General features: G+C 50.2%; 24 protein-coding genes and 1 tRNA gene. 15 read left to right on the top strand and 10 right to left on the bottom strand.

Features of this window, described 5'->3' with window-relative positions; translation table 11 throughout:
- Positions 1–61: 61 nt before the first annotated feature.
- A complete protein-coding gene (locus H8710_RS04035) occupies positions 62–1,249 on the bottom strand; it encodes a substrate-binding domain-containing protein (protein WP_249294117.1) in 1,188 nt (395 codons plus the stop codon).
- Positions 1,250–1,292: 43 nt separating this feature from the next.
- Positions 1,293–2,102 carry a sugar phosphate isomerase/epimerase family protein gene (locus H8710_RS04030; RefSeq protein ID WP_249294116.1) on the bottom strand — a complete coding sequence of 270 codons (810 nt, stop codon included), beginning with the start codon at positions 2,100–2,102 and terminating at the stop codon, positions 1,293–1,295.
- Between the two features lie 818 nt (positions 2,103–2,920).
- Here H8710_RS04030 and H8710_RS04025 point away from each other — a divergent pair.
- The 14 genes from H8710_RS04025 (at position 2,921) to H8710_RS03960 (ending at position 19,281) form a co-directional block, all read left to right on the top strand.
- Entirely contained in the window at positions 2,921–3,943 is a 1,023-nt protein-coding gene (locus tag H8710_RS04025; protein ID WP_249294114.1) for an ABC transporter substrate-binding protein, read from the top strand.
- A 102-nt stretch (positions 3,944–4,045) separates the two neighbouring features.
- Positions 4,046–5,599 (top strand): sugar ABC transporter ATP-binding protein, encoded by a 1,554-nt coding sequence (locus H8710_RS04020; RefSeq protein WP_249294112.1) that lies wholly within the window; start codon positions 4,046–4,048, stop codon positions 5,597–5,599.
- A 59-nt stretch (positions 5,600–5,658) separates the two neighbouring features.
- Positions 5,659–6,654: an ABC transporter permease gene (locus tag H8710_RS04015; protein ID WP_249294110.1), complete on the top strand. Its 996-nt coding sequence runs from the start codon at positions 5,659–5,661 to the stop codon at positions 6,652–6,654.
- Between the two features lie 395 nt (positions 6,655–7,049).
- Positions 7,050–7,232: a CopG family transcriptional regulator gene (locus H8710_RS04010; protein WP_249294109.1), complete on the top strand. Its 183-nt coding sequence runs from the start codon at positions 7,050–7,052 to the stop codon at positions 7,230–7,232.
- A 382-nt stretch (positions 7,233–7,614) separates the two neighbouring features.
- A complete protein-coding gene (locus H8710_RS04005; protein ID WP_249294108.1) occupies positions 7,615–8,094 on the top strand; it encodes a ribosome maturation factor RimP in 480 nt (159 codons plus the stop codon).
- 3 nt (positions 8,095–8,097) lie between these two features.
- A complete protein-coding gene (gene nusA, locus H8710_RS04000; protein ID WP_249294106.1) occupies positions 8,098–9,210 on the top strand; it encodes a transcription termination factor NusA in 1,113 nt (370 codons plus the stop codon).
- Positions 9,211–9,320: 110 nt separating this feature from the next.
- Complete coding sequence (gene rnpM, locus H8710_RS03995; RefSeq protein WP_249294104.1) at positions 9,321–9,584, top strand: RNase P modulator RnpM; 264 nt, start codon at positions 9,321–9,323, stop codon at positions 9,582–9,584.
- Positions 9,577–9,897 carry a L7Ae/L30e/S12e/Gadd45 family ribosomal protein gene (locus H8710_RS03990; RefSeq protein ID WP_249294102.1) on the top strand — a complete coding sequence of 107 codons (321 nt, stop codon included), beginning with the start codon at positions 9,577–9,579 and terminating at the stop codon, positions 9,895–9,897. Before rnpM ends, H8710_RS03990 begins: the two co-directional genes overlap by 8 nt.
- Positions 9,894–12,482: a translation initiation factor IF-2 gene (gene infB / locus H8710_RS03985; RefSeq protein WP_249294100.1), complete on the top strand. Its 2,589-nt coding sequence runs from the start codon at positions 9,894–9,896 to the stop codon at positions 12,480–12,482. The genes H8710_RS03990 and infB overlap by 4 nt, the downstream gene beginning before the upstream one ends.
- Before the next feature lie 168 nt (positions 12,483–12,650).
- Positions 12,651–13,007 (top strand): 30S ribosome-binding factor RbfA, encoded by a 357-nt coding sequence (rbfA, locus tag H8710_RS03980; RefSeq protein ID WP_249294098.1) that lies wholly within the window; start codon positions 12,651–12,653, stop codon positions 13,005–13,007.
- Positions 13,008–13,067: 60 nt separating this feature from the next.
- The gene (locus H8710_RS03975; protein WP_249294096.1) at positions 13,068–14,018 is read left to right on the top strand and encodes a DHH family phosphoesterase; all 951 of its coding nucleotides are present in this window, start codon (positions 13,068–13,070) and stop codon (positions 14,016–14,018) included.
- Positions 14,019–14,107: 89 nt separating this feature from the next.
- Positions 14,108–15,025 (top strand): tRNA pseudouridine(55) synthase TruB, encoded by a 918-nt coding sequence (truB, locus tag H8710_RS03970; protein ID WP_249294095.1) that lies wholly within the window; start codon positions 14,108–14,110, stop codon positions 15,023–15,025.
- 6 nt (positions 15,026–15,031) lie between these two features.
- Positions 15,032–15,949 carry a bifunctional riboflavin kinase/FAD synthetase gene (locus H8710_RS03965; RefSeq protein ID WP_249294094.1) on the top strand — a complete coding sequence of 306 codons (918 nt, stop codon included), beginning with the start codon at positions 15,032–15,034 and terminating at the stop codon, positions 15,947–15,949.
- Between the two features lie 74 nt (positions 15,950–16,023).
- Positions 16,024–19,281: a UvrD-helicase domain-containing protein gene (locus tag H8710_RS03960; RefSeq protein WP_249294093.1), complete on the top strand. Its 3,258-nt coding sequence runs from the start codon at positions 16,024–16,026 to the stop codon at positions 19,279–19,281.
- A gap of 47 nt (positions 19,282–19,328) precedes the next feature.
- Here H8710_RS03960 and H8710_RS03955 read toward each other — a convergent pair whose 3' ends face one another.
- Genes H8710_RS03955 through H8710_RS03935 form a run of 5 tightly spaced genes read right to left on the bottom strand, consistent with a single transcriptional unit; the run spans position 19,329 to position 22,755 of the window.
- Complete coding sequence (locus tag H8710_RS03955; RefSeq protein WP_249294092.1) at positions 19,329–19,661, bottom strand: carboxymuconolactone decarboxylase family protein; 333 nt, start codon at positions 19,659–19,661, stop codon at positions 19,329–19,331.
- Between the two features lie 2 nt (positions 19,662–19,663).
- Positions 19,664–20,836, bottom strand: a complete 1,173-nt coding sequence (locus H8710_RS03950; protein ID WP_249294091.1) for an iron-containing alcohol dehydrogenase — start codon at positions 20,834–20,836, stop codon at positions 19,664–19,666.
- A 31-nt stretch (positions 20,837–20,867) separates the two neighbouring features.
- Positions 20,868–21,245: a MerR family transcriptional regulator gene (locus tag H8710_RS03945; protein WP_249294090.1), complete on the bottom strand. Its 378-nt coding sequence runs from the start codon at positions 21,243–21,245 to the stop codon at positions 20,868–20,870.
- A gap of 14 nt (positions 21,246–21,259) precedes the next feature.
- Positions 21,260–22,222 carry an aldo/keto reductase gene (locus tag H8710_RS03940; protein WP_249294089.1) on the bottom strand — a complete coding sequence of 321 codons (963 nt, stop codon included), beginning with the start codon at positions 22,220–22,222 and terminating at the stop codon, positions 21,260–21,262.
- Positions 22,222–22,755, bottom strand: coding sequence for a flavodoxin (locus H8710_RS03935; RefSeq protein WP_249294088.1), 534 nt, complete (start codon positions 22,753–22,755; stop codon positions 22,222–22,224). The genes H8710_RS03940 and H8710_RS03935 overlap by 1 nt, the downstream gene beginning before the upstream one ends.
- 199 nt (positions 22,756–22,954) lie before the next feature.
- Between H8710_RS03935 and H8710_RS03930 the strand changes: the two genes are divergently transcribed.
- A tRNA-Leu gene (locus H8710_RS03930) sits at positions 22,955–23,038 on the top strand.
- A gap of 157 nt (positions 23,039–23,195) precedes the next feature.
- On the opposite strand, the gene H8710_RS03925 is transcribed toward H8710_RS03930, so the two are convergent.
- From H8710_RS03925 to H8710_RS03915, 3 genes are all read right to left on the bottom strand, one after another.
- The gene (locus H8710_RS03925; RefSeq protein WP_249294087.1) at positions 23,196–23,672 is read right to left on the bottom strand and encodes a tetratricopeptide repeat protein; all 477 of its coding nucleotides are present in this window, start codon (positions 23,670–23,672) and stop codon (positions 23,196–23,198) included.
- A gap of 70 nt (positions 23,673–23,742) precedes the next feature.
- Complete coding sequence (locus H8710_RS03920) at positions 23,743–25,434, bottom strand: recombinase family protein (protein WP_488154043.1); 1,692 nt, start codon at positions 25,432–25,434, stop codon at positions 23,743–23,745.
- A gap of 38 nt (positions 25,435–25,472) precedes the next feature.
- Positions 25,473–25,658, bottom strand: coding sequence for a hypothetical protein (locus H8710_RS03915; RefSeq protein WP_004849804.1), 186 nt, complete (start codon positions 25,656–25,658; stop codon positions 25,473–25,475).
- Positions 25,659–25,690 lie beyond the last annotated feature (32 nt).

The raw sequence follows: 25,690 nt of genomic DNA, 5'->3' as shown, positions 1-25,690 counted from the left end.
ACCCCTTTCCATCACAAAAACTGATGTAGGACAAGAGCCGCAGGCTCAGCAGATTTACAAATTATTTAGCAGCGTCTACGAGAGCCTGAGGAGGATCTACGTGGTAGACATCTTTGTAAGCCTCGAGTACGTTGGACTGGTCGACGCGTTTCGCGGGAACTGCAACGTAAGCAGGAGTTTCTTTTCCAAGCAGAGCGTAAGCCGCGAGCATAGCTTCAGCGACACCCTGGTCATAGGGAAGCTGAGCGCCCAAACCGAGGACATTGCCTTCCGCGATTTCGATGGCGACGTTGTTGCCAAGGTCGATAGTGCTGAGGAGAATATCACTGCGGTTAGCTGCTCTCAGAGAAGAGAGGACGCCTTCACAGGGGATATCCCAGTGAGCGAAGATCGCCTGTACTTCAGGATGCTGAGTCAGCATGGCATCAGCCACGACATCACAGGCGTTTTCATCCTGGAAGCCCATCTTGGCGACGATTTCGATGTTCGGATATTTTTCAGCCATCGTCTTTTCGAACGCTTCCAGTCTCTGATTGGTTACGAAGAAGTCAACATCATAGAAGATAACGCCAATTTTGCCTTCGCCGTTGAGCGCTTCACCGATCAGGTCAGCAGCGATGATGCCGTTGCCGTAGTTATCAGCGGAGACGGTGCCGACATAGTCTGTGCCAGCGGTAAAGCCGGTGGGAACGTTATCCATGAACACAATCTTGATGCCCGCCTCGGAAGCTCTGCGGTATGCGTCGGCTGTAGCGGTGGCATCGGTCGGGATGGAAACCAGAATGTCGGGTTTCTTCGCCATGATGGTTTCGATGTCGGCAACCTGCTGTTCAGCGGAGAAATCCGCGTCGGTTGTGGCGACGATTTCGATGTTGAGAGCCTTAAACGCATCGGTCAGGCCCTGCAGCTGGGAAGCAGACCAGTCATTTCCGCCGTAGTGGAAGGAAATACCAGCTTTGTAGCCACCCTCACGGATTTTTTTGATCTCGTCATCGGTCAGGCTCAAAGAAGTTGCGGGTGTAGCCGTCTCACCGTTAGGACCGGTGGATTTGATCTCAGTGTTCTCGCCCTCGATCTTGAGAACTTTCTGCGCCTCGGCGATAGCGTCGTCGCCTGTGTCAGACTGGGACTGAGAGGACGGCTCGGAAGAAGATTCGCTGGAGGAATCTCCGTCGCCGTTTCCACATGCGGTCATGCCGACTGCCATGGTCGCTGCCAACAGGATGGCCAAAAGTTTCTTGATTTTCATTGTTCTTTCTCCCCCTATTTTGAATTTACAAGGCGCCGTTCAATTATAATTTGCCTTGCAGATATTTATAGGATGTCTCGCATGCTTCGCATGGATCACCCGAATACCCGTCGATTTCCACCAGCCAGTCTCCGCTGTAGCCTCTGCTCTTCAGGAAGGAAATGATGGCTTCCAAATCGATTTCGCCAGTGCCCAGAGGAACAAACTCGCCGTTTCTCAGGTCTTTAAGATGAACGTATTTGATCCGGTCGTAGTATTTCTGGATCAACTCAAGAGCATCTCCGCCGCCCGCTACCAGATGGGCAATATCCGGGCAGAAAGCAATATCAGTAAGCGAGAACAGTTTGTCGATCTGCTCAGGGCTCTGAACGATACAGCCCAGATGCGGATGATAACTGGGAGTCATTCCATATTTTTTGACAATCTCAGCCGCTTTGTCTAGCCCGGTGGCCAGGAAAGCGTAATCAGAATCCTTGATGCCAGCCGCTCGGACAGCGCCGCCGCCCAAAACGATGTGTTTGGCGCCCAATTTGGAGGCCAATTCGCAGGTGTTCTCGATGCGGAAAAGCTCATCGTCAAGAACTTCCTTATATATGTAGCTGGCACCGATATAAACACCCATCAGGGTAACGCCGTATTTTTTCAACAGGTTTGATAACTTATCGGGATCGTCTTTGTAATCATCCAAATTGCCATCAAAGATTTCAACCGAATTGTATCCCTTTGACGCAATTGCCTTAATGGCCTCTTCCATATCGCACATGGTCACATAGCGGACATCCTTAGGGCCAACCACACCGTTTCCGTGTCCAACCAGCGGGCCAAATGCATTGGTCATATAACCGACTTTCATGATATGTACGCTCCTTTCTTCAACGGGGTCTTACCCGCCCGCAGCCGGCAAAATATTTTTCTATATTTTTCTGACTGCTCACTATACTGGCTTTTTTTACCTGAATCGTCAAGAAAATAATTTGAGGAAAAATTCACTTGAATTCAGTTTAGTAAATTTTACGTAATTTTCTTTTCACCTATACATTACCACTAAAAAACTCCAATGTCAACAACTTTTATGAAAATTGTATAGATTTTTTTCATGTAAAAATGTAAAAATACAAAAAAGTCCGTTGCCATGGGCTTTTTTGCCATCTATCTATTAAAAACAATTTTGAAGGATTGGCAGTTTTTAAAATTCTTACCGCAAATCACACAAAAAATATTGACATTCTATCTGTTTTGGTGCAAAATAGATATAGAGATGCAGAAAAATTTGCGCAATTAATTGAAATTTGAAGGGTGCTGTTTCTATTTTACATTTTAAAATTGTTTTTTCATATGGAAATAGAAAAATTAAGAAAAATCAAAAACGATTGCTGATAACCATTACCTTTATGCCAACAAACATTCTCTTCCTTATATAAAGTAGTGCTTTTTTCATCCATTGTCCGATATATTATAGGTATAAGCAGGCTCTTTCATTTTCAAACGGCTTCATTTTCGTATGTTATGGATTCTGATGCTATTGAGAACCGGTTCCGTTCTGCTATTGTTGCCCACAGTCAGAACCATCCCCCAGTGGTTTTCAAAATTCTGTTCCGCTTTCTGAAAAGAGAACCATTCTCTTCATCGTCAGATCCATTTCAGGCTAATATTTCTTTTAGGAGGATTATTATGAAAAAGGTTTTATGTGCAATGCTTGCCGCGGTCATGGTGACCATGTCTCTGACATCCTGCGGCGACAACGGCGGTTCTTCTTCTGATGCGAGCCCCTCTGATTCCCAGAGCAGCGCAAGCGCCCCTGAAGGCAACAACACCACTGCAAATCCTGATGGCCCCATTGCAATCGTTGTTCCTGCTGCCGAACACGGTTGGATGGCCGGTATCGCTTACTTTGCAGAACAAAAATGCAAAGAAATGGGTTTAGAGGAAGGCACCGGCTACAAACTGGTCACTTCTGCCAACGTCAATGACCAGGCTAACCAAATTGAAGAGATGATCGATTTGGGCGCTTCCGCAATTGTTTTGCTGCCTCACACTGACGAAGTATCAGTAGCTGCGCAGAAAATTATGGATGCCAACATCCCACTCGTTGTCTTCGACCGTAAAGTGACCGGAGATTATACCGCCTACCTGGCCGGCGACAATCCCGGCATCGGCACTGAGAGCGCCAAGCTCATGGGCGAAAAATTGGGCGGTGAGGGCACCATTGCAGTCCTCAATGTCCCCAGTTCCGGCTCCGTCAGCACCGAGCGCGTCGATGCCTTCAAAGCCGAAATGGCGAAATCCTATCCCAACATTAAATTGGTCGACTTTACCGCGGATGACTTCACTCAGCAGTCCGGCCTGAAAACCGCCACCGACGTTTTGGTTGCAAACGAAAAGCTGGATGCCATCTTCTCCATCGATGACGAGTCTTCTCTCGGCATCCTCCAAGCTATCAACGACGCCGGCCGCACAGACATTAAATACCTGTCCGGCGCGGGCGGAAGCCAGACCTACTTCCAGAAGATCGACGAGGCCGAAGGCATCGAACTCTTCACCGCTACTTACAGCCCCAGCATGATCAAAGACGCTATTCAAGCGGCAAAGGACATCGTGGACGGCAATGATGTCGCTAAAGATAACATCATTCCTCCGACCATCGTCACCAAGGACAACGTGAGCACCGTTCTCGACGCAAATTCCCCGTACTAAAATGAAAGCAGGGGCACCCCTGCTGAGCGGCGAAGTCCCCCGCCCGCCGGGGCGGGGGAACTTTTCCGCCGATCGGAAATCCGTAAAAAGGAGTTGATTCCTGTGACAGAGCAGACAAACCTGCTAAAAGACGTAACCCCGGTTGTCGAGATGAAGGGCATTGAGAAGTCCTTTGACCGCAACCAGGTGCTCCACGGAGTAGATTTTACGCTGAAAAAAGGGTCGATCCATGCGCTTCTGGGGGAAAACGGCACGGGAAAGACCACCTTGATGAACATTTTAGGCGGAGTGCTCCCGCGGGACGGCGGAAGAGTTTTCATCCACGGCGAAGAAATCACCATCACCTCCCCCCATATGGCGGCGGAACAGGGAATCGCCTTCATCCATCAGGAACTCACCCTTGTCAACGACATGAATATCTATGAAAACCTTTTCCTCGGCTGTGAGATCAAACACGGCATCGTTGTCGGCCGGAAGGAAATGGCAAAAAAAGCTGCGGAAATTCTCAGCTTGATGCAGGTAAACTTAAGCCCTCACACCATGGTCCGGGATTTGAACGCCTCCTATAAGCAAGTGGTGGAAATTGCACGGGCTTTGATGAAAAACGCACGGGTCATCATCATGGACGAACCCACCGCGTCTTTGACCGATGTGGAAATCGAACACATCTTCACCATTATGCGCTCTTTAAAGGAAAAGGGCGTCAGTTTCATCTTCATCTCTCACAAACTAAACGAAGTAATCGAAATCTGTGACGCATATACCGTCATGCGGGACGGCCGCGTGGTGGCCAGCGGATCAATCGACAACAGCGGCCAAGAGAAAATTTCTGAAAACGACCTTGCAAAACACATGGTCGGCAAGGAGCTCTCTTACGACGACCTTTACGTCCAGAGGGAATTGGGCGGCGTCCTGCTGGAGACTAAAAATCTCAGCAGAGAAAACGAATTTCATGACATCAATCTGACTTTACATAAAGGCGAAATTTTAGGAGTTACCGGACTTTTGGGCGACGGGCGAAGCGAGCTGTTTGCAACTATCTTCGGCTGCAATCCAAAATACGGCGGAAAGATCCTATTAAATGGAAAAGAAGTCAAAATCCATTCCACACGAAAAGCCCACCGTTTGGGAATCTCTTACGTTCCCCGGAACCGAAAGGAAAACGGCATCGTCAAAGACCTTTCAGTCTCCCACAACATGTCCCTCCCCATCCTCGAAAAGCTCCGGAATTTTCTGTTCATCAGCCGGAAAAAAGAGCGACAGTCCAACGAGTATTACGTCAATGCACTGAATATCAAGGTCAGTGACATCAATAACTCTATTCTGAGCCTGTCTGGCGGCAATCAGCAGAAAGCGGTTCTCGCTAAGGCCTTGGGCTCCCTGCCCCAGATCATCATTCTCGACAACCCCACCCAGGGCGTCGACGTAGGCGCGAAATTGGAAATCTACAGCATCCTCATGGAGCTTTCAAAGCAGGGTGTCAGCGTTGTCGTCCTCTCCAGCGAGGCTCAGGAGATCCTACGGGTCTGCGACCGAATCTACGTCATGTGTGAGGGCGAAATCCGCAGGGAACTGAGCCGTTCCGAAGCCACTGAGGAAAAAATCATGGTACTTGCAACCGGCGGAACGCTTTCCGATGAAACGCAAACAGCCTAACAGACAAAATACAGGGAAAGGGCTCTCCCCTTCCAGGGTTGGAGACGGAGGAATCAATTATGAGCAATAAAATGGAAGCGGTCAAAGCGCCGTCTAAATTCGATTGGAAGAAATTTATCAGCAACAACACCGCTATTATCGCCTTCATCGTGCTGTTTATTTTGGCGGCAATCTTTCGTGGGCAGACCTTTTTAAAGCCCAGCAACCTGATTGGCGTTCTGCGCAATAATTCCATCATCGGCATCGTGTCCTTGGGCATGACGCTTGTCATCATTGTGGGCGGCATCGATCTTTCGGTGGGTTCTCAGCTTGCTATTACCGGCCTCATCGCCCTGACAGTGTTCAACGCCACCCAGAGCATCCTGCTGACCATCCTCACCGCCGTCATCGTTGGCGTGATTTTGGGTTCCTGCACCGGCTTCCTGGTGGCTCGGTTCAATATTCCCGCCTTCATCGTGACTCTGGGCACCATGACCATCTATCGGTCGGTCGCGCAGCAGCTTTTTAAAGGCGCAGGCTTAGTCGCTGCCGGCGACAGAGCAAAAGCCTTTACAAATATCGCTAACTACAACCTTTTTGGCGTCATTCCCCTGCCGATTATCATTTGGCTGATTTTGAGCGTGGCTGTTTCTCTCTTCACGAGCCATACTTCAGCCGGTCGCCATATCTACGCCGTGGGCAGCAACGAAAAAGCGACAAAACTCTCCGGCATCAACATCCGCACCGTTAAAATCATCGCCTTTATGGTTTCGGGAATTCTCGTCGCCCTAGCTTCCTTGGTTGAGGCTTCCCGGTTGGGGAGCATCAATTCAGCAAACTCCGGCTCCTCCTATGAAATGGACGCTATCGCTGCCGTGGTCATTGGCGGTACCAGCATGTCCGGTGGCCGCGGCCGCATCGTCGGCACAGTGTTTGGCACCTTGACCATCGGCATCATCAACAATATGATGACCTTGATGGGAGTCCCCCCCTTCCTGGTGGGAGCGGTCAAAGGCCTTATCATCATTGTTTCGGTTCTGCTGCAAAAACGGCTGGACACCAAAGAAGCGGCATAGCGTTTCTTCCCTTCACCAAGCGTTTTCCTACCTTTTAAGCATAGAGTTGGCAAGACCCTCTTTCTGCCGTTTGAGCATTGCGGCAGAAAGGGGGTTTTGTCATACTTTCGCTATTTTCTGAATAATTTGATGATTTCGACAGTATTCGTCATCTTAAACGCATGTTTCGACAAAAAATTCCTGCTCTATTGCAGTATACTATAGAAAATTAAGGTCTAGTGTAAGAATTTGTATGTTATTTTCGTATTCAAATATCATATACAAGTTGAAATATAATCTCAAATATATTATTACAGGATATTTTATAATATAATAACTACATCAGTTCATATGGTAAAAATGACTTATTTCTGCGGTTTTCGCCGTAATTGGATCATCTCTGGGAGGTTTGCGACATGGCAAATTTTGTTCCGAAAAAACCACAAAAAGTCGAAAAGGACGTGATTTCTATGCGGATCGATATGGATTTGCTCAATAAAGTAGACTACCTCGCCAGCGACATTGGAATCAGCAGAAATGAATTGCTCAATCAATGTATTACCTTTGCATTGGATCATGTAAACCATTGGAAAGATTAGCAAAAGAGGTGAATGTTGTGGCGGAGTACTGTTTGGACTGTTTTAATAAAATAGAGCATGCCAATTTAACGGAAAACCAGGTGATAGAGTCCAAGTACCCCTCTATTTGTGAAGGATGCCAACAGTCAAAAAAAGTTGTAGTTCGGGTTCGACGTCCCATATTGGGCCGATTCGGACGGAAACAAAGGCCTTCTTTCTAAAAATACTACTCTAAAACAACATAAATTTGTCATAAAATTCCTTGATTTTTTGAATCAATCGTGATATACTATTTACAGTTAATAATATAAGTATGATAGAAAGGCTGGGAGTCATCCCGGTCTTTCGTTTATGTTGGGCGAAATTTTAGCCTAACGTCACGTTTGAAAGGTGTGAGCACTCTGTGAATAAAAGTCAGATCATTGAAACGGTCTGGAACTTGGCAAAACCCATCACCGATGAGCTGGGGCTAAAGCTGTGGGATGTCCGGTTCGACAAGGAAGGTGCCAGCTATTTTCTGCGCATTGTCATCGACAAAGAGGGTGGCGTGGATATTGATTCCTGCGAAGCGGTTTCCCGCCGAATCGACCCCATTCTGGACGAGGTGGACCCCATTGATGTAAGCTATTACTTAGAAGTGTGGTCTGCCGGCTTAGAACGGGACCTGACACGGGATTTTCACTTTGAACAGAATGTTGGAAAGCCTGTGACTGTCGGCCTTTTCACTGCCCTTAACGGCAGCAAAGAGCCAGTATGCACGCTGAAAGAATATAAGGGCAAAAGCATTGTTGCCGTCGACCCCGATGGTCAGGAACACGAGTGGAAGCTTTCAGAGCTCCGGTTTGTGCGGCAGTATTTAGAAATTGATTTTGGAGGAAAATAGAAAATGAATAACGAGTTTTTTGACGCGCTGGAGCTTTTGGAGACCGAAAAAGGCATCGAAGCGGATTACCTCATCGAAAAAATAAAAAATGCTATTGTCATCGCTGTCAAGCGAGACTACCAGGTCACTGAAAACGTCAATGTTGTCATCGACCCTGATACCCGGAAATTCGGCGTATCCATCGTCAAAAATGTGGTGGACGAGGTCGAAGAGCCGGAAACCGAGATTACACTGGATGAAGCCCTCAAATACAGCAAGCGGGCCAAGGTGGGCATGCCGGTGGAAATCAAGCTGGATCCCAAGCAGTTCGGCCGTATCGCCGCTCAGACCGCTAAGCATGTCATCCGGCAGGGAATCCGTGAGGCGGAACGTTCCCAGATGCTGGAGCAATTCCAGAACAAGGTCTATGAAGTCGTCACCGCCACTGTACAAAAAGTGGAACCTGCTACTGGTAACGCCACAGTGGAAATTGACAAAAATGAAATTCTTCTCTTCAAAAACGAGCAGCTGCCGGATGACAATCTGCGGGAAGGCGACCGAATCAAAGTTTACGTTGTCGATGTTGTAAACCTGGAAAAACGCTGTTCATTAAAAATTTCTCGGACGCATAAAGATTTGGTAAAGCGCCTGTTTGAACTGGAAGTTCCTGAAATTTTTGACGGCATCATTGAAGTGAAAGCGATCTCCCGTGAGGCGGGTTCCCGCACCAAAATCGCAGTCTGGAGCAAAAACACCGACGTGGACCCCATCGGTGCCTGCATTGGTCCCAAGGGAAGCCGAATTTCAGCAATCGTCGATGAGCTGAAAGGGGAAAAGATCGACATTGTCAAATGGCACGAAGACGAAGCGGAGTTTATTAAGGAAGCTCTTTCCCCTGCTACCGTCATTTCAGTGAGCATCCTGGACCCTCAGGAAAAAATCTGCAGAGTTATCGTTCCTGACAACCAGCTGTCCTTGGCCATTGGAAACCGGGGCCAGAACGCAAAACTGGCAGCCAAACTGACCGGCTACAAAATCGATATCCGCTCTGAAAGCGAAGCAGACGAAGAAGACCCCCTGTTCACTGATTTACCTGAAGAACCCGTTTCATTGGAAGCGGAAGAAATAACCGAGTAAAAGGGAGGGAAAAGTTTGAAGGAAAAGTCTTTCAAACTTTTGGTTTTGTACCTTGCGGGGCGCTGCTCGCCTCACAAAATACAACTCCCAAGAAAGGAATGATCTCTAGGATGAAACGTGTCCCACTGCGTATGTGTGCAGGCTGCGGCGAAATGAAAGACAAGCGGGAGCTTACACGGGTTGTAAAATCCAAGGAGGGCGAAATTTCGCTGGACCTTACCGGCAAGAAGGCGGGACGCGGCGCCTATGTCTGCCCTTCTCTCGAATGCCTGAAAAAGGCGAGAAAATCCCGCCGGATCGAGCGCAGTTTTAGCTGCAAGATACCCGACGAGGTCTACGACCTGATGGAACAGGAGATGCAAAAGCATGAATGACCGCTTTTATGCAACATTGTCCCTCTCCATGCGGGCCAAAAAACTCCTTTACGGATTCGACACCGTCAAAGAAGGAGTGCAAAACGGCAGTGTCAGGTTGCTGCTTACCGCTTCCGACCTGTCGGCGAAAACCGTGAAGGAAGTCGCTTACCTTGCCGGCAAGCATAATCTCCCCCATCTGCCTCTAGACAAAACTATGGAGGAAGTCGCCGGGACGATCGGAAAAAAAACCGGCGTCATCGGAATGGCAGATCAGGGATTTGCCGATAAACTGATGCTTATCCACAACGAAACGGAGGAACCCAATATATGACGATAAAATACAAAGTAACCGACGTTGCCAAAGACTTAAGTGTGACCAATAAAGAAATTATCGAGCTGGTTGCAAAATACTTTGGCGGCGAACCCAAAAAGGCCACTACTGCCCTGAGTGAAGAGGAATTAAACGTCATCTTCGAATACTATACCCAGAAAAATGAAGTAAAGGATTTTAATGCCTACTTCAATTCCCGGATGGAAAAACCTAAAGAGGAGAAAAAACCAGAACCTAAGGCTGAAAAAACAGTCTCCAAAGCTCCTGCGGAAAAAGCAACTCCAGCCAAAACGGCTGCGAAGGAGAAGCCCGCCGCAAAAGCCCCAGAAAAACAGGCTCCCAAAGCAGCTCCCGCCCCGGAAAAGAAACCAATGCCGGCAACAGCGACCGCAAAACCCGCCGCTTCCCAGAATCCCCGCCCTGTTGCTAAGGAAGCGCCAAAATTTGATCCCAATAAAAATGGCCGCTTTGACCGGAAGCCGCAGTTCGATGCCCCCAAGCCGAAACCACGTACCGAACAGAAACCTCAGCCCCAAAAACAGAACGCCTTTTTGGGCCAGAACCGTCCCGCAGGCCCCGCTGTCACCAGCAACGAGCCGGTGGAGAAGGAGCGTACCGTCCGCCATGTGGACACCCGGACAGTGGACGTAAACCTGGACAAATACAACGAACATTATGAGCAGATCGCTCCTCAGGGCCGCATCAAGGACAATCAGCAGAAAAAACAGAAGTTAAAGCAGAAGTCCCAGATGAAAAACAAGGCAAAATTCTCCACCAAACGGGAGACTGAGGCAGAAAAGCTCCAGCGCCTCGCCTTGGAGCGCGCCAGAAAGCAGCAGCTTAAAGTCCTTATCCCTGACGAAATCACCGTCTCGGAGCTTGCTTCCCGCCTGAAAGTCACTGTCACCGACGTCATCAAAAAACTAATGATGCTGGGGGTTATGGCGGCACAGCACGAAGTCATCGACTTTGACACTGCCTCCCTGGTAGCCATGGAATACAACGCAAAAATCGAAAAAGAAGTCATCGTCACCATTGAAGAAAAGCTCATTAACGATGAAGACGACGATACCGCCGATTTGCAGGAAAGAAGCCCTGTTGTTGTAGTTATGGGCCACGTTGACCACGGTAAAACCTCTCTGCTGGACCGGATCCGCAATGCCAATGTCACTTCGACCGAAGCGGGCGGAATCACCCAGCATATCGGCGCCTATCGTGCCAAAGTGGGCGACCGCTATGTCACCTTCCTGGACACTCCCGGCCATGAAGCTTTCACCTCGATGCGCGCCCGCGGTGCCGCTGTTACCGACATCGCCGTATTGGTCGTCGCCGCCGACGACGGCATCATGCCTCAGACCGTCGAAGCTATCAACCACGCCAAAGCGGCCGGCGTTTCCATCATAGTCGCTATCAACAAAATGGATAAACCCACCGCCAACCCTGATAAAGTCATGCAGGAATTGACCGAGTATGAGCTGGTTCCCGAGGATTGGGGCGGCGATGTCATCTGCGTCCCCGTTTCCGCCGCAACTGGTATGGGTATTGACAATCTGCTGGAAATGATTACGGTTGTAGCCGACGTGCAGGAACTGAAAGCCAATCCCAAACGCCTGGCTAAAGGTACTGTGGTCGAAGCCCGCCTCGATAAAGGCCGCGGCCCTGTGGCTACCCTGCTGGTTCAAAATGGAACTCTTCACACCGGAGACGTACTGATCGCTGGCACATCTGTCGGTCGTGTCCGTCAAATGATCAACGACCGGGGTCAGGTCGTCACCGAGGCCGGCCCCTCTATCCCTGTGGAAATCACCGGTATGGCAGAGGTTCCGGCAGCAGGAGATACTTTCAACGCCGTTGAAGACGAGCGACTCGCCCGCGAACTTGTGGAGCAGCGCCGTCAGGAGCAAAAGGAACAACAATTCAAATCCTATCAGAAAATAACTTTGGATAACCTGTTCAGCCAGATTGCTGAAGGAGAAATGAAAGAGCTTCCCATCGTCGTCAAAGCGGACGTTCAGGGTAGCGCCGAAGCTGTCAAGCAGTCTCTTGAGAAGCTTTCCAACGAGGAAGTGCGCGTTCGCGTCATTCACACCGGCGTTGGTGCAATTAACCGCTCCGATGTAATGCTGGCAAACGCCTCCAACGCCATTATCATCGGCTTTAACGTCCGTCCCGACCCCGTCGCCAAAGAGGACGCCGCCCAGGAAGATGTAGAGCTTAGAATGTACCGCATCATCTATGATGCCATTGACGACGTGAAAGACGCCATGAAGGGCATGCTCGCCCCCAAAACCCGCGAAGTGGAACTGGGAAGAGCAGAAGTCCGCTTGGTTTACAAAATTACAAACGTCGGTACCGTGGCTGGTTGTTATGTTCTCGACGGCAAAGTGGCCCGCGATGCACTGATTCGAGTAGTTCGCGACGGTATCGTCATTGCCGAGGACAAAATCGATTCGCTGAAACGTTTTAAAAACGACGCTAAGGAAGTAGCTCAGGGCTATGAGTGCGGAATCGGCCTCGACAAGTTCAACGATATCAAGGAAGGGGACATTTTCGAGTCTTTCATCATCGAGGAATACCGCGACTAGTTGCGGAAAGAATAGTTATATTCCCAGCAAAAGACACAAAGGTTGCGGCGGAAAGTTTATTTCCGCACATCCGCCGGGCCAAAGGCGCAGCTTTCCTGCGCCTTTGGCCCGTTTTGGGAATCTTAAGTGAAAAAGAAAGGACCTGTTTGCAGGATCGGTATCATCCATATGCCAAACTATAAAGTAGGACGCCTGTCCGAGGATATTAAACGGGAAATGAGCGCCCTCATCCGGGAGCTCAAAGACCCGAGGGTTTCCAAGATGCTCAGCATCGTCCGATGCGAGGTGTCCAGCGACCTGTCTCACTGCAAAGTAAACGTTAGCGCGCTGGAGGGTGAAGCAGCCACCAAGGAATCCATCAAAGGCCTTCAATCTGCCAGCGGATTTCTCAAGCGTGAGCTCTCCAACCGCCTTCACCTGCGCAAATGCCCTGAACTTCATTTTATCGCTGACAACTCCATCGCTTACAGCGCCAAAATCAATGACATTTTAGAACATCTGGACCATCACGACTCGGATGAATAGAAACGACAGCATCTGAATCGCCGCAGCTTGAGCGGCATCGAGAAAGGACAGCGGATTTTTATGAGAATTAATCGGAAGGAAACGGCGGCACGGCTTATAGAGCAGGACGATATCCTCATCCTCTGCCACCGCAACCCTGACGGAGACACCCTGGGAAGCGGCTACGGGCTTCATTTTGCTTTAAAGCAGATGGGAAAACGCTCTCGGGTGCTTTGCAGCGACCCTATCCCAGCTAAAATGGAATACTTGAGGGGAACAGAAACCTTTTCCGATTTTCCTCCCCGTTTTGTCGTCTCGGTGGATATCGCTGATGAGCAGCTATTCGGAGATACGCTTTCCCCCTACCGCGGCGGAGTGGATTTGGCCATCGACCACCACCCTTCCAACTCTATGTTCGCTCAGGAAACCCTTTTAGACGCGGGAGCTGCCGCCACTTGCGAGATCATTTACCATCTGCTGTCAGATATGAATGTCTCCATCACTCAGCAGATCGCAGATTGTCTTTATACCGGCATCGCAACTGATACCGGGTGCTTTAAATTTGCAAACGTCATCCCCGACACCCATCGAATTGCAGCCACACTCATCGAAAGTGGCTGCCGGTTCCAGAAAATCAACAAGCAGCTTTTCGAATCTAAAACCCTGGGAATGATGGAATTGGAACGACAGGTTCTCAACACACTGGAGTTTCACGCCCAAAATCGTATCGCCATCATCTGTGTCACGCTCAAAATGCTTCAGGAAACCGGCGTTTCCGAGGCGGAGCTGGACGGTATTTCCGGCATTCCCCGCAAAATCGAAGGCGTACAGGTGGGAGTCACCATTAAAGAGCGTGCTCAAAACGAATACAAACTGTCCATTCGCAGTTCCGAGTTGTTGGACGCGTCCAAGTTCTGTGCCCTTTTCGGAGGAGGCGGCCACGCCCGGGCGGCAGGCTGCACCATCTACGGCACTCTTTCGGAAGTTCGAAAACAAATTTTATCCGCTTTACAAGAGGCGCTCTCTCACTAAATAAAAAATCCCCGCCCTGTAATAGACCGCGCCTACAGGTGCACTTTTCTATTATAATTGCCGTGTGCGGCGGCAGAACGGAGTTTCCCATGGCCCTCCCTTCCAATGTAAATGGAATTTTATGTATTGATAAACCTCAGGATTTCACTTCCTTCGACGTAGTAAAAAAACTCCGCGGTATGACCAAAATTAAAAAGTTGGGTCACGCCGGTACTTTGGACCCTATGGCGACTGGTGTGCTTCCTGTCTTTTTTGGCGCTGCCACCAAGGCATGTGATATTCTCCCTAATCAGAATAAGCGATATACTGCCGCTTTCCAGCTGGGGATGACCACAAACACCCAGGACATTTGGGGCGAAGAGCTTTCCCGGCGGGAAAGCCATGTAGCAAAGGACGACATCCTTGCCCTGCTGCCCCGCTTCCGCGGCGACATTGAGCAGACCCCTCCCATGTTTTCCGCCATCCAGATTAATGGACAGCGGCTATATGACCTGGCCCGGAAGGGTATCGAGATAGAGCGCCAACCCCGCCCCATCCATATTTTCCGGTTTGAGCTCCTTTCCTTCGATGAAGAAAGCCAGACAGGCACACTGGACATCGGCTGCTCAAAAGGTACATATATCCGCACACTCATTCACGATTTGGGAGAAAAACTGGGCACAGGCGGCGTCATGACCGCTCTCACCCGTACAGAGGCCGCAGGATTTACGCTTCAAGACTGCCTGACCTTTGATGAGGTGGAGGAGCTTCTCCGTACAGAGCGCTTTACAGAACGTCTCCTGCCTGTGGACAAGGTCTTTGAAAGCTATCCCGTGATTCGGCTGAATGCCGTTCAGTCAGGTAAATTTTTAAACGGTGTCCGCCTGGATCTCAACCGGGTCATCCATCCAAAGAACGCAGATACCTGCCGGGTCTATGACTCTGAAAATAAGTTCCTGGGGTTGGCCGACTGCTGCGGAGACACGATGGAGCTCGTCCTCCGAAAATTTTTTATCGAAAGGAAGTAAACGGCTTTGCGCATATACGATCAGATTCCCTCTCTCCGTCAGAATACTTCGGTGGCGCTTGGCTTATTCGACGGCCTTCACCGGGGCCATCAGCAGGTCATTTCCAAAGCGGTCTCCTATGACGAGAGCCTCACGCCGGCGGTATTTTCTTTCGATTATGACAACCCTGCCCTTATCTCTAAGCCGGATTTCAAAACCCTTCTCTCCCCCACTCTCAAAATTGAGCTTTTAGAGAGTTTTGGTGCGAAACTTTTTATCCATCCGCCCTTTTCATCTATCAAAAACTTACCTGCTTCCCGTTTTCTGAGGGAGATTCTATGGGGCGCACTTGGCGCCAAAGCGGTTTTCTGCGGATACGACTACCGGTTCGGCCAAAACGCCGAGGGAGACACTGAGATGCTCAAAACTTTTTGCGCCTCTCATGCCATCCACTGTGAGGTGGTTCCCGCTTTGACGGAAGACGGCATTCCCATCAGTTCCACCCGTATCCGAGAATGTATTCACGAGGGAAAAATGGAATGGGCTCAAAAGATGCTGGGACATCCCTACACCATCGATTTCCCGGTGTCGGAGGGTCGCAGGCTGGGCCGCTGCCTGGGCTTCCCAACCATCAACCAGCCTTATCCGGAGGGAAATATTCTCCCCCGGTTCGGCGTTTATGCCGCCCTGGCACAAATCGATGGAAAACAGTATATAGGCGTGACCAACGTAGGCGTCAAACCCACCGTCGGCGCAAATAATATCCCGGCGGCGGAAACCTACGTGGTGGGCTACGAGGGTGATTTATACGGTAAACGAGTTCCCTTGTCCCTCATCCATTTCATCCGCCCAGAACAAAAATTTTCCTCAGTAGAAGAAATGAAGGTACAAATTACCCGGGATACCCAGGAAGTCACCCGGATGCTGCAAAATATGTTAAGATAATAGATAGGCCCAGCCCGAAAAGCGGCGGCCTATTTTGCTATTAGAGACGATAAAACGGAAAGGTCGGGAATGTTATGAATATTATTGCAGATCTGCACATTCACTCCAAATACTCGCGAGCCACCAGCAAAGACGGCGTTCCTGAGTTTCTCGACCTGTGGGCGAGGAAAAAGGGCATCGGCCTTCTGGGGACAGGGGATTTTACCCATCCCGTCTGGCGGCAGGAACTGAAGGACAAGCTCGTTCCCGCAGAGGACGGCCTGTACCGCCTGAAGGACGAGTTTCTCGCGGAGGGTGCGACGGCCTTCGGCGGCGACGCGCCCCGATTTGTCCTTTCAGGGGAAATCAGCTCCATCTATAAGAAAAACGGCCGGGTCCGCAAGGTCCACAACGTGATTTTACTGCCCAGCCTGGAGGCGGCGGAACTTCTCTCCCACAAGCTGGAAGCCATCGGCAATATCCACTCCGACGGACGGCCGATTTTGGGATTGGACAGCCGGGATCTTTTAGAAATCACCCTGGAGACCTGCCCCGAGGCGGTGTTCATCCCCGCCCATATCTGGACACCTCATTTCTCTCTATTTGGTGCGTTTTCCGGCTTCGACACCATCGAGGAGTGCTTTGAGGACCTGACGCCCCATATCCACGCGCTGGAAACCGGGCTTTCCTCCGACCCGCCTATGAACTGGCGCATTTCGGCTCTCGACCGGTTCGCCCTCGTCTCTAACTCCGACGCTCACTCTCCGCAAAAACTGGGCCGGGAGGCGAATTTGCTGGACATTGATTTGAGCTACCAAGGTATGGCGGACGCTTTGCAGGGGGCGAACCCCAAAGGACTTCTGGGCACCATTGAGTTTTTCCCGGAGGAGGGAAAATACCATTACGACGGGCACCGTAACTGCGGCGTCTGCCTCAAACCCGTCGAAACCGAGGAATACGGCGGCAAATGCCCCGTCTGCGGCAAAAAAATCACCATCGGTGTGGAACATCGGGTGGAACAGCTGGCCGACCGGGAGGAAGGCTTTGTCCTGCCCGGCGGGCGCCCTTTCGAGAGCCTGGTTCCCCTGCCCGAGGTGATCGGAGCCTCCACCGGCCTTTCAGCGGCGGGCAAAAAAGTCGCCGCCCAGTATGAAGCCCTGCTGGAAAAACTGGGTCCTGAATTTTACATCCTGTGTGAGGCGCCGCTAGAGGACATCCGTCACGCCGCAGGCCCCTGCGTCGAAGAGGGCATCAAGCGTCTGAGGGAGGGCAAGGTAGAACGCACCCCCGGCTACGACGGAGAATACGGTAAAATCGGCCTTTTGGACAAAACGGAAATCGACGCTTTAAGCGGTCAGATCAGCCTCTTCGGCGCACCTGCAAAAAGGAAAGCCGTCCCGAAGCAGAAGGCCCTCAAAAAGAAAGCGCCCGAAGCGGAGATCGCCGAAGAGATCGCGGTACCTAAGCCAGAAGAAAAGAAAAGCGCCCTCAGCGGCCTCAACGAGCACCAATTGGAGGCCGCCGCCACAGATGAGCCGACAGTGGCGGTCATCGCCGGCCCCGGCACTGGAAAAACGAAAACCTTGGTAGCCCGCATCGCCTATCTCGTGGAGGAAAAGGGCGTGGAACCGTCTGCAATCACGGCGGTCACCTTTACCAACAAGGCGGCGGGTGAAATGAAAGAACGCCTCTTGGACTATTTTCAGAATAAACGAACTGTCAACGCCATGACCATCGGCACATTTCACTCTATCTGCCTGCACCTGCTGGAAAAACAGGACAAAAACGTCACCCTCATCGGCGAATATGAGGCGCTGGACACGGCCGCTCAGGTCATTCGCACCCTGGAACTGAAAATCTCCCCCAAGCAGTTTTTGAGCGAAGTATCAAAACTCAAATGCGGCAAACAGAGCGATTTGCTCTCTGGAGAAGCCGCCGAGGCCTACGATTCCCGTCTGCGAAGCATGGGCGTTTTGGACTTTGACGATTTGCTTTTGCAGGTCCTCCTCCAATGGGAGGAAGGAAACACCGGCAAAAAGGCCGTAAAAACCTTTTCCTACCTGCTGGTGGATGAGTTTCAGGACGTGAGCGACATTCAGTACCGCCTCACAAAAGCCTGGAGCGCACTGGGGCAAAGCCTCTTCGTCATCGGCGACCCGGACCAGTCCATCTACGGATTCCGCGGCTCCGACTCCCGATGCTTTCAGCGGCTCTCGAAAGATATGCCCGCCCTCAGACAAATCCGCCTAACCCAGAATTACCGCTCCACCCCAGAAATCCTTCGCTGCGCCCTCCCCGCCATCTCCCAAAACGAGGGTGAGGAGCGGATTCTTCACCCCAACCGCAAGAACGGTGATCCGGTACAGCTGCTGACAGCACAGTCTCCCTTGTCTGAGGGAATTTACATCGCTAAAGAGATCAACCGGATGGTGGGAGGCGTGGATATGCTGGACTCCCAGGCCTTCTCCGCCGGTCACGAGGCCGAACAGCCCCGCAGCTTCTCCGATATCGCCGTGCTCTACCGCACCCACCGGCAGGCGGACATGATCGAAAAATGCCTGCGGAAAGAAAGCATTCCCTATGTGGTCATGGGACGGGACGATTTTCTCGCCGACCCCAAGGTCCGGGGAACTGAGGCATTTTTCCGCTTTCTCTTAGAGCCGCGGGACATTCCCGCTCTCCGCGCGTCGCTCAGTATGGCGTTTCATTTCCCGGAGGACTTGGCGGCCCGTCTGGAATCTCTGTTTCTGGAGCGCACCATCTCCGACCTAGCCTCCTCCGATGCAGAAGCTGTCTTTGAAGAGTACGCAGAAGTGGGCCACTGCCAAAAGTGGATGGAACTCATCCGCAAATATCTTCCTCGCGTGCAGAAAGAAAAGCCCCGCTCCCTCCTGGAGGACTGGGCGGAGGAAATGGAATGGACGGACGAGGAGCCTCTCGGCCGGTTTATGAACATGGCGGTCTTCCACCCCAATATGGCGGCATTTCTCTCGAACCTCCTGCTGGGAGAAGAAGGAGATCTGTCCCGCAACGCCCAGCAAAGCTACACGGCCGATTTTGTGCGGCTGATGACTCTCCACGGTTCCAAAGGCCTGGAATTTCCCGTTGTATTTCTGGCAGGAGTAAAAAAAGGCACCCTTCCTCTGGAATCGGCAGCCCATCCCGCCGATATCCCCGAGGAACGCCGGCTATTCTATGTCGGCATGACCCGAGCCAAAGAAAAACTCTACCTTCTCTCCTCCCCTTCTGAACCGTCGGAATTTTTGTCGGACATCCCGGAACCCCTGCTGCAGAAAAGCCCGGTCACGGAACGAAAATTCCAGTACGAAGGAAAACAATTGAGCCTTTTCTGACGAAAAAACGTCTCCCGTGTAAAACAGGAGACGTTTTTTCATATTGCCTATTCCTCTGTACTTTCTTCGTAAACTTCTTTGGCGAGCCGCAGAGCCGCCCACCCTTTGGGCCACCCGGCGTAAAAGGAGGCGTGGGTGAGAATCTCCGCCATCTCCTCTTTGGTGACGCCGTAGCGCTTGGCGTTTTGGATGTGGAATCTGAGCGAACTGTCCAACACGCCGCTGGCCATCAGCGCTGTCACGGTAACGATGCTCCGGTCTCGGGCGGAAAGAGCTTCCTCTCTCGACCAGATTTGACCGAACAGCACGTCGTCGTTCAGCTCAGCGAATTTCGGGGCAAAACCGTCCATCTCATCCCTTCCAGCTGTTACTTTTTCCATATTCATTCCCCCATGCTGTCTTTTAAAATAGTCAGAATGTCGTCGTTGGAAAGCACTTTATAACCCCCGTCCATGATGAAGGAGCCGCGGGCGATGCCGTCCAGCATCTCTTCGGTGACGCCCAGTTCTTTGATATTCATCACAAGCCCGATTTCCCGCATATAGCGTTCCATCCGCGTCAAACCCTCACCAGCAATTTGTTCGTCGGTTTTGCCGTCCGGAGAAACGTCCCAGACGTTCACAGCGTACCGTTTGAACTTTTGAAGTCCATAAGGCATAATAAAGCGGTAATAAGGAATAGAGATTGCCGACAGGGTCATGCCGTGGGTGGCGTCGGTATAAGCGCCGACAGACTGCCCGATCATGTGCACCATCCAGTCGGTGGATTTTCCCTTGGCCACCAGGGTGTTGAGGGCCCAGGTGGCGATCCACATGATATTGCTGCGAGCCTCGTAATCCGTCGGGTTCTCGACGGCGATTTTAGTGCTGTGGATCAGGGATTTAAGCAAACCTTCCATAATGTAATCGGAGGTGTTGTCATCCTCCCCGGAAAAATACTGCTCCAGGATGTGGGACATAATATCGAAAAATCCCGCAATCATCTGGTATCTGGGCAGCGTAAAAGTATAGGTGGGATTGAGGATGGAAAACTTCGGAAACACATTGTCGCCGAATACATGGCCGATCTTGAGCTTTTGCTCATGGTTTGTGATGACCGAGCCTCCGTTCATCTCCGAGCCGGTGCCCACCATGGTCAGCACACAGCCCACCGGGATGATTTTGTTGTCCACGTCCTCCATGCGGAGATAGTATTTGTCCCAAGGGTCCTCCTCGCAATAAGTAGAAACGGAAACCGCCTTCGCGTAGTCGCAGACGGAGCCGCCGCCCACAGCAAGGATCAAATCCACCTTGCCTTCTCTCGCTCTTTGACAGCCTTGGTAGAGCTTTTCCGCGGTGGGATTGGGCATGACACCCGGATCCTCAATAATCTCCTTGTCACAGGATTTGAGGATTGAGACCACCTGGTCATAGATGCCGTTTTTCTTGATGGAACCTCCCCCATACACCAAAAGCACATTTTTCCCATAGTGAGTGAGCTCTGCGCCTAAATGTTCCAAAGCGTTCTCTCCAAAATAGAGTTTTGTGGGATTGGAATAACTGAAATTACCTAACATACGTTGATTCTCTCCTTTGTATCGAAAAATTTTACTTGTCCCAAGTGAGTTTACCTGTCTCCGCCGCGATTTCATACCGGGCAATTTTGTAGTTGAGCCGCTGAAGCGTCTCATCGATCTGCCGGCGCTGCTCTACCAGATTGTCCCGCTGCTCCACCAAAAGCTGGAGCCGGGCCTGAATGGTCTCATCCCCTTGCTGAAACAGCCGCACGTATTCGATCATAGCCTCCACCGGCAGCCCGGCACTCCGCATGCATTTTGCCAGCTCTACCCACTGCAGGTCGGTCTGTTGATAGTCCCGCATTCCTCCGGGAGTACGGGTCACCGGCGGGATCATCCCCACCCGCTCGTAGTAACGGAGGGTGTCCTGGGTAATTTGATACTTTTCGCTGACTTCTTTAATGGTCACAGTGTCTTACCCCCTCACAGCGCCCCCACGATCTTGTGGGGAAGATACAGCTCTTCCAAATAAGAAACATCTTGTTCTGTCAGTTTCACGTCAAGCGCTTTAACCGCATCATCCAGATACCTAGCCTTCGTAGTCCCGATGATGGGAGAGGCCACCCCCTTGGCAAACTGCCACGCCAAGGCGATTTGGGTCATGGTAACGCCGTACCGCTCCGCCAGCTCATGAACGCGGAGGACAACTTCATAATCTGTTTGCTGACTGCCATCGTATTTAGAAGCGGCAGCTTTATCAGTCCTGCTGCGCAGCGTGTCCGCTTTCCATTGGAGGCGCGCAAGTCTGCCTGAAGCCAACGGGCTGTAAGGAGTGCAGGCCACATTCATTTGCTGACAGATAGGGATGAGCTCCCGTTCGTCCTCCCGATACAACAAATTGTAGTGATTCTGCATCGAAATAAAGGGCGTCCAGTCGTTGTCCCGCGCCGCAAGCTGCATGTTGTAAAACTGGTAGCCGTACATGGCGGATGCTCCCAGCGCCCGCACCTTGCCCGCTTTTACCAGACTGTGAAGCGCCTCCATCGTCTCCTCCACGCTCGTACCGTAATCGAAGCGGTGGATAATATACAGATCGAGATAGTCGGTACCCAGCCGTTTCAACGTACCGTCAATTTCCCGCAAAATGGCCTTTTTTGAGAGATGTCCGTCGTTGAAGTAAACCTTGGAGGCCAAAACCACCTGATCCCTCGCGACGTTGTTTTTGATGGCCCGCCCCAGGTATTCCTCGCTGGTCCCCGCGGAGTAGGTATTGGCGGTATCGAAAAAATTAAGCCCAAGATCAAGGGCATGTTTGATGATGGCTTCACTTTCCCGCGGATTCAGCGTCCAGTCGTGCATTTTGCTGGCCGGGTCGCCGAAACTCATGCAGCCTACGCAGAGGCGGGAGACCTGGATGTCCGAGCTCCCTAACTTGACAAACTCCATTACAATCCCTCCAAATTATTTTTTAGCCAAGCTTTGATCGTCCGTTCCGCATCCTTCACCTCTGTGCCGCGAATAGGAAGTCCTTTTAAGACCTTAGTCATGGGACATATTTCTTTCAAATCGCGCTCGCTTTTACCCATTCCGCTGCCCTCGTGGGTACAGAAGGGAAAAATGATTTTACTGGAAAAATCATAGGCCTCTAAAAAGGTCCAAACTGGCATAGGCATAGTTCCCCACCAATTTGGAAACCCAAGAAAAATCATATCGTAACCGCTGATATCGACGCCTTCCGCAAGCGCAGGTCTAGAGCCCACTCTAAGTTCATTCTGAGCCTCAATCGTACATTCTTGATAGACGAAAGGATACTTTTTAACTGTTTTTATCTCAAACAAATCTCCATGGGTTTCCTCTGCGATCAATTTTGCAGCAAGCTCAGTATTACCTACAGTAAGGTTCACGAGTTTTCCATTAAAGTAGTTCTCTCCCCTATGGGAAAAATACGCCACCAGTATTTTTTGTTTTTCGGTGCTCATTTTCAGCTCCCCTGCCTTTCTGTAGCAAGTATAATACCTTGAGTGCACTCAAAGTCAAGGCTTAATTTTATAGTTCATAAAATATTTTCAATTGATTTTCATTACCTATAGACTATCGCCGACATTTTGACTGAATTTATTGACAATTCCTCCCGTCTATGTTATAATTAAAAACAGTCTGAAAATTTTATAGTTATATGCGGATATGGCGGAATTGGCAGACGCGCTAGACTTAGGATCTAGTATCTTCGATGTGCAGGTTCAAGTCCTGTTATCCGCACCAAATATCAAAAAATCCGAACCATACAGGTTCGGATTTTTTACTTTTTCGGCATAAAATGGAAAACCGGAGGAAAAGAAGCGGAACTTTTTCCCGGTGTTCGTTGTTTACTGATTATATTAATCAAAACAAATCGATATAAAAATAGATGGCATATTTTTCAATGACCAATTAAAATATTTTTAATGCTTTTATTTATTTCATCTTGGTCAAGGCCTTTTGCAATCAGTGGCTGTATCACTTCACGGCTCTCTCTGGTGTGAGGCAATGTCTCAGCAAGGTCATTGGCTTTTTTCACCTTTCCGCACTTCAGATACAAAAAGCAGAGAACTGCGCGAGCCGTTGCTTTTTGTTTTTCGTTGATAGAAAGTGGAAGTCCCCTCTCTATCAATTCGACCGCTTCCTCTGAATTACCTTGTAAGGCCAATACGCCTGCCAATCCAAGAATCATACCGGGTTTATTCGGATAAATGAGCAGCGCATCACGGTAAATTTTTTCTGCTGCACAATAGTCGCCAGCGAGCTGATATGAGCTGGCCGTTTTGTGGATGTTATAACGAGTTTCCTCCGCACGAATAACATCCATACCAACCAGCACATCGATACTTGTCTCAAATATATTGGCAAGAGCAGGCAAAAAAGTGATATCTGGATAGCTTTCACCCCGTTCCCTTAATTAAAGATATTGTTGGGTAAAAAAAGAAAGGTCAGTCGATTTTGCCGATGAAGCGGTAGTAGATTTCTACTTCCTGCTCACGACTTCCGTCCTCGCCCTTGACAGCTTCGTGGACGGTTATTTTTTCAATTAGAGTGTTCAGAAGTTCGGCGGTCAGCTCCACAGGGTTGACATACTGTTTCATTAGGGCAATCCACTTTTCAGCATCCGCTGCGGTCTGTACGGCGGCTTCCATCATTTCGTGAAGCTGTCTTATTTTTGTTTCAAGCTCCTTTTGCTCGTTCTGGTACTTCTCGGACAGCATATTGAAATTATACTCGGTTATGCGTCCGGCAGACCAGTCCTCATACATTTTAGCAAACAGCCCGTCAACCTCGGCTTTACGCTTTTCCGCCTTTTTCAGCTCCGCAGCCTGCTTTTTCTTCGCAGAGTTTCTTTCTCTGTCGCTGGCATTGAGCAGCCGTTTCAGCAGCTTGTCCTCGTCTTTCTGTGCCAACATAGACCAGTATTGCAGTCTTGCAAGCACATAGGCATACAGTACATCATAACGGATATAGTGCATGGAACACTGGCGTAATCCCTGTCCGTTCTTGCTGCAATGGTAGTACCCGTATGGGTTCTTATTCTGCTTGTTTTCCCCATAGGCTAAAGACCATCCGCAGTCTGCACATTTTATCAATCCTGCGAAAATCTGTGTTGTACCATTTCTGCGTTTCCTGCGTCTGCTTGCAATCAGCTCCTGAACTTTTTGGAACACTTCTTCGGAAATGATGGCTTCGTGGGTATTTTCCACACGATACCATTCTTCCTGCGGCTTCCGCACTTTTTTCTTGTTCTTGAATGAAATGTTGCTCTGCTTGTTGTGAACGCTGTGACCGATGTAAGTTTCCTCTTTCAAAATGCTCTTGACCTGTGCAATCGTCCACGCATAGGCTTTTTCTGCGGGCGCACCGGCGTAGATATTGGCGAAAGTCCCATATCTTTCATAGTTCAGCCAGCCGGGGGTAGGTACTTTTTCTTCCACCAGAATCCGTGTAATGCTGGCGGCACCCCTCCCGTGTACGGCAAGGTCAAAAATCTTTTCTACAATCCAGCGTGTTTCCGGGTCGATCAGAAGATGACCTTTTTTGTCCGGGTCTTTTACATAGCCCAGCGGTGCATAGGCTCCATAGTGTGCGCCATTGGCAAATCTTGTGTGCATGGCAGCCTTGACCTTTTTGCTGGTCTGTCGGGCGTGCATTTCATTCAGGATGTTTAAGAACGGTGCAAGCTCGCTTTCTCCGTTGATGGTGTCCACATTGTCATTGATGGCAATGTAGCGTACTCCCTTGCTGGGGAAATAGATTTCCGTGTACTGACCGGTCAGGATATAGTTTCTTCCCAGACGGGATAAGTCCTTTGTGACAACGCAGTTGATTTTCCCGTCCTCGATGTCATCAATCATCCTTTGGAAACTTGGACGCTCGAAATTTGTCCCACTCCATCCGTCGTCAATGTACTCGTCTACAACGGTCAGCCCATGCTCTGCGGCATACTGCCTAAGCATCATGCGCTGGGTCTGGATGCTGCCGCTTTCTCCCTGCAATTCATCGTCACGGCTCAATCTCAAATAAAGTGCGGTGTTATAAATCGTTGTATTGTATGGTTGTTTCATGGTTAAAAATCCTCCTTCTAAAAGAAACAACCCACGCTTATACAATACTCGCTGGTACAAGTATATCATAAGCGTGGGCTGATTGACAGTCGTTATTCCGTATTTTTTCAGGAAGCGGCGGCAGCGTGCTGGATCACATCTTCCAGCAGGCTGTCAAGCGGCTTCCCATCCTGTGCGAAATGCTCCGATACCTTGATACGGACTTTCCCCATGACAAAATACTGGGTGCCGTCTTTTTCGGTAAGCAGGGTGCCGCTGTTTTTGTTATTGCTCTCGTTTTTGCTTTTTGCCATAGGCAGTTACCTCCATAAATGAAATATGCCCG

This window comes from Fumia xinanensis (assembly GCF_014384905.1).
In the GTDB taxonomy this organism is placed as follows: Bacteria; Bacillota; Clostridia; order Oscillospirales; family Ruminococcaceae; genus Fumia; species Fumia xinanensis.
The sequence above is the reverse complement of the archived record's forward strand: the minus strand, read 5'-3'. Positions and strand labels throughout refer to the sequence as shown.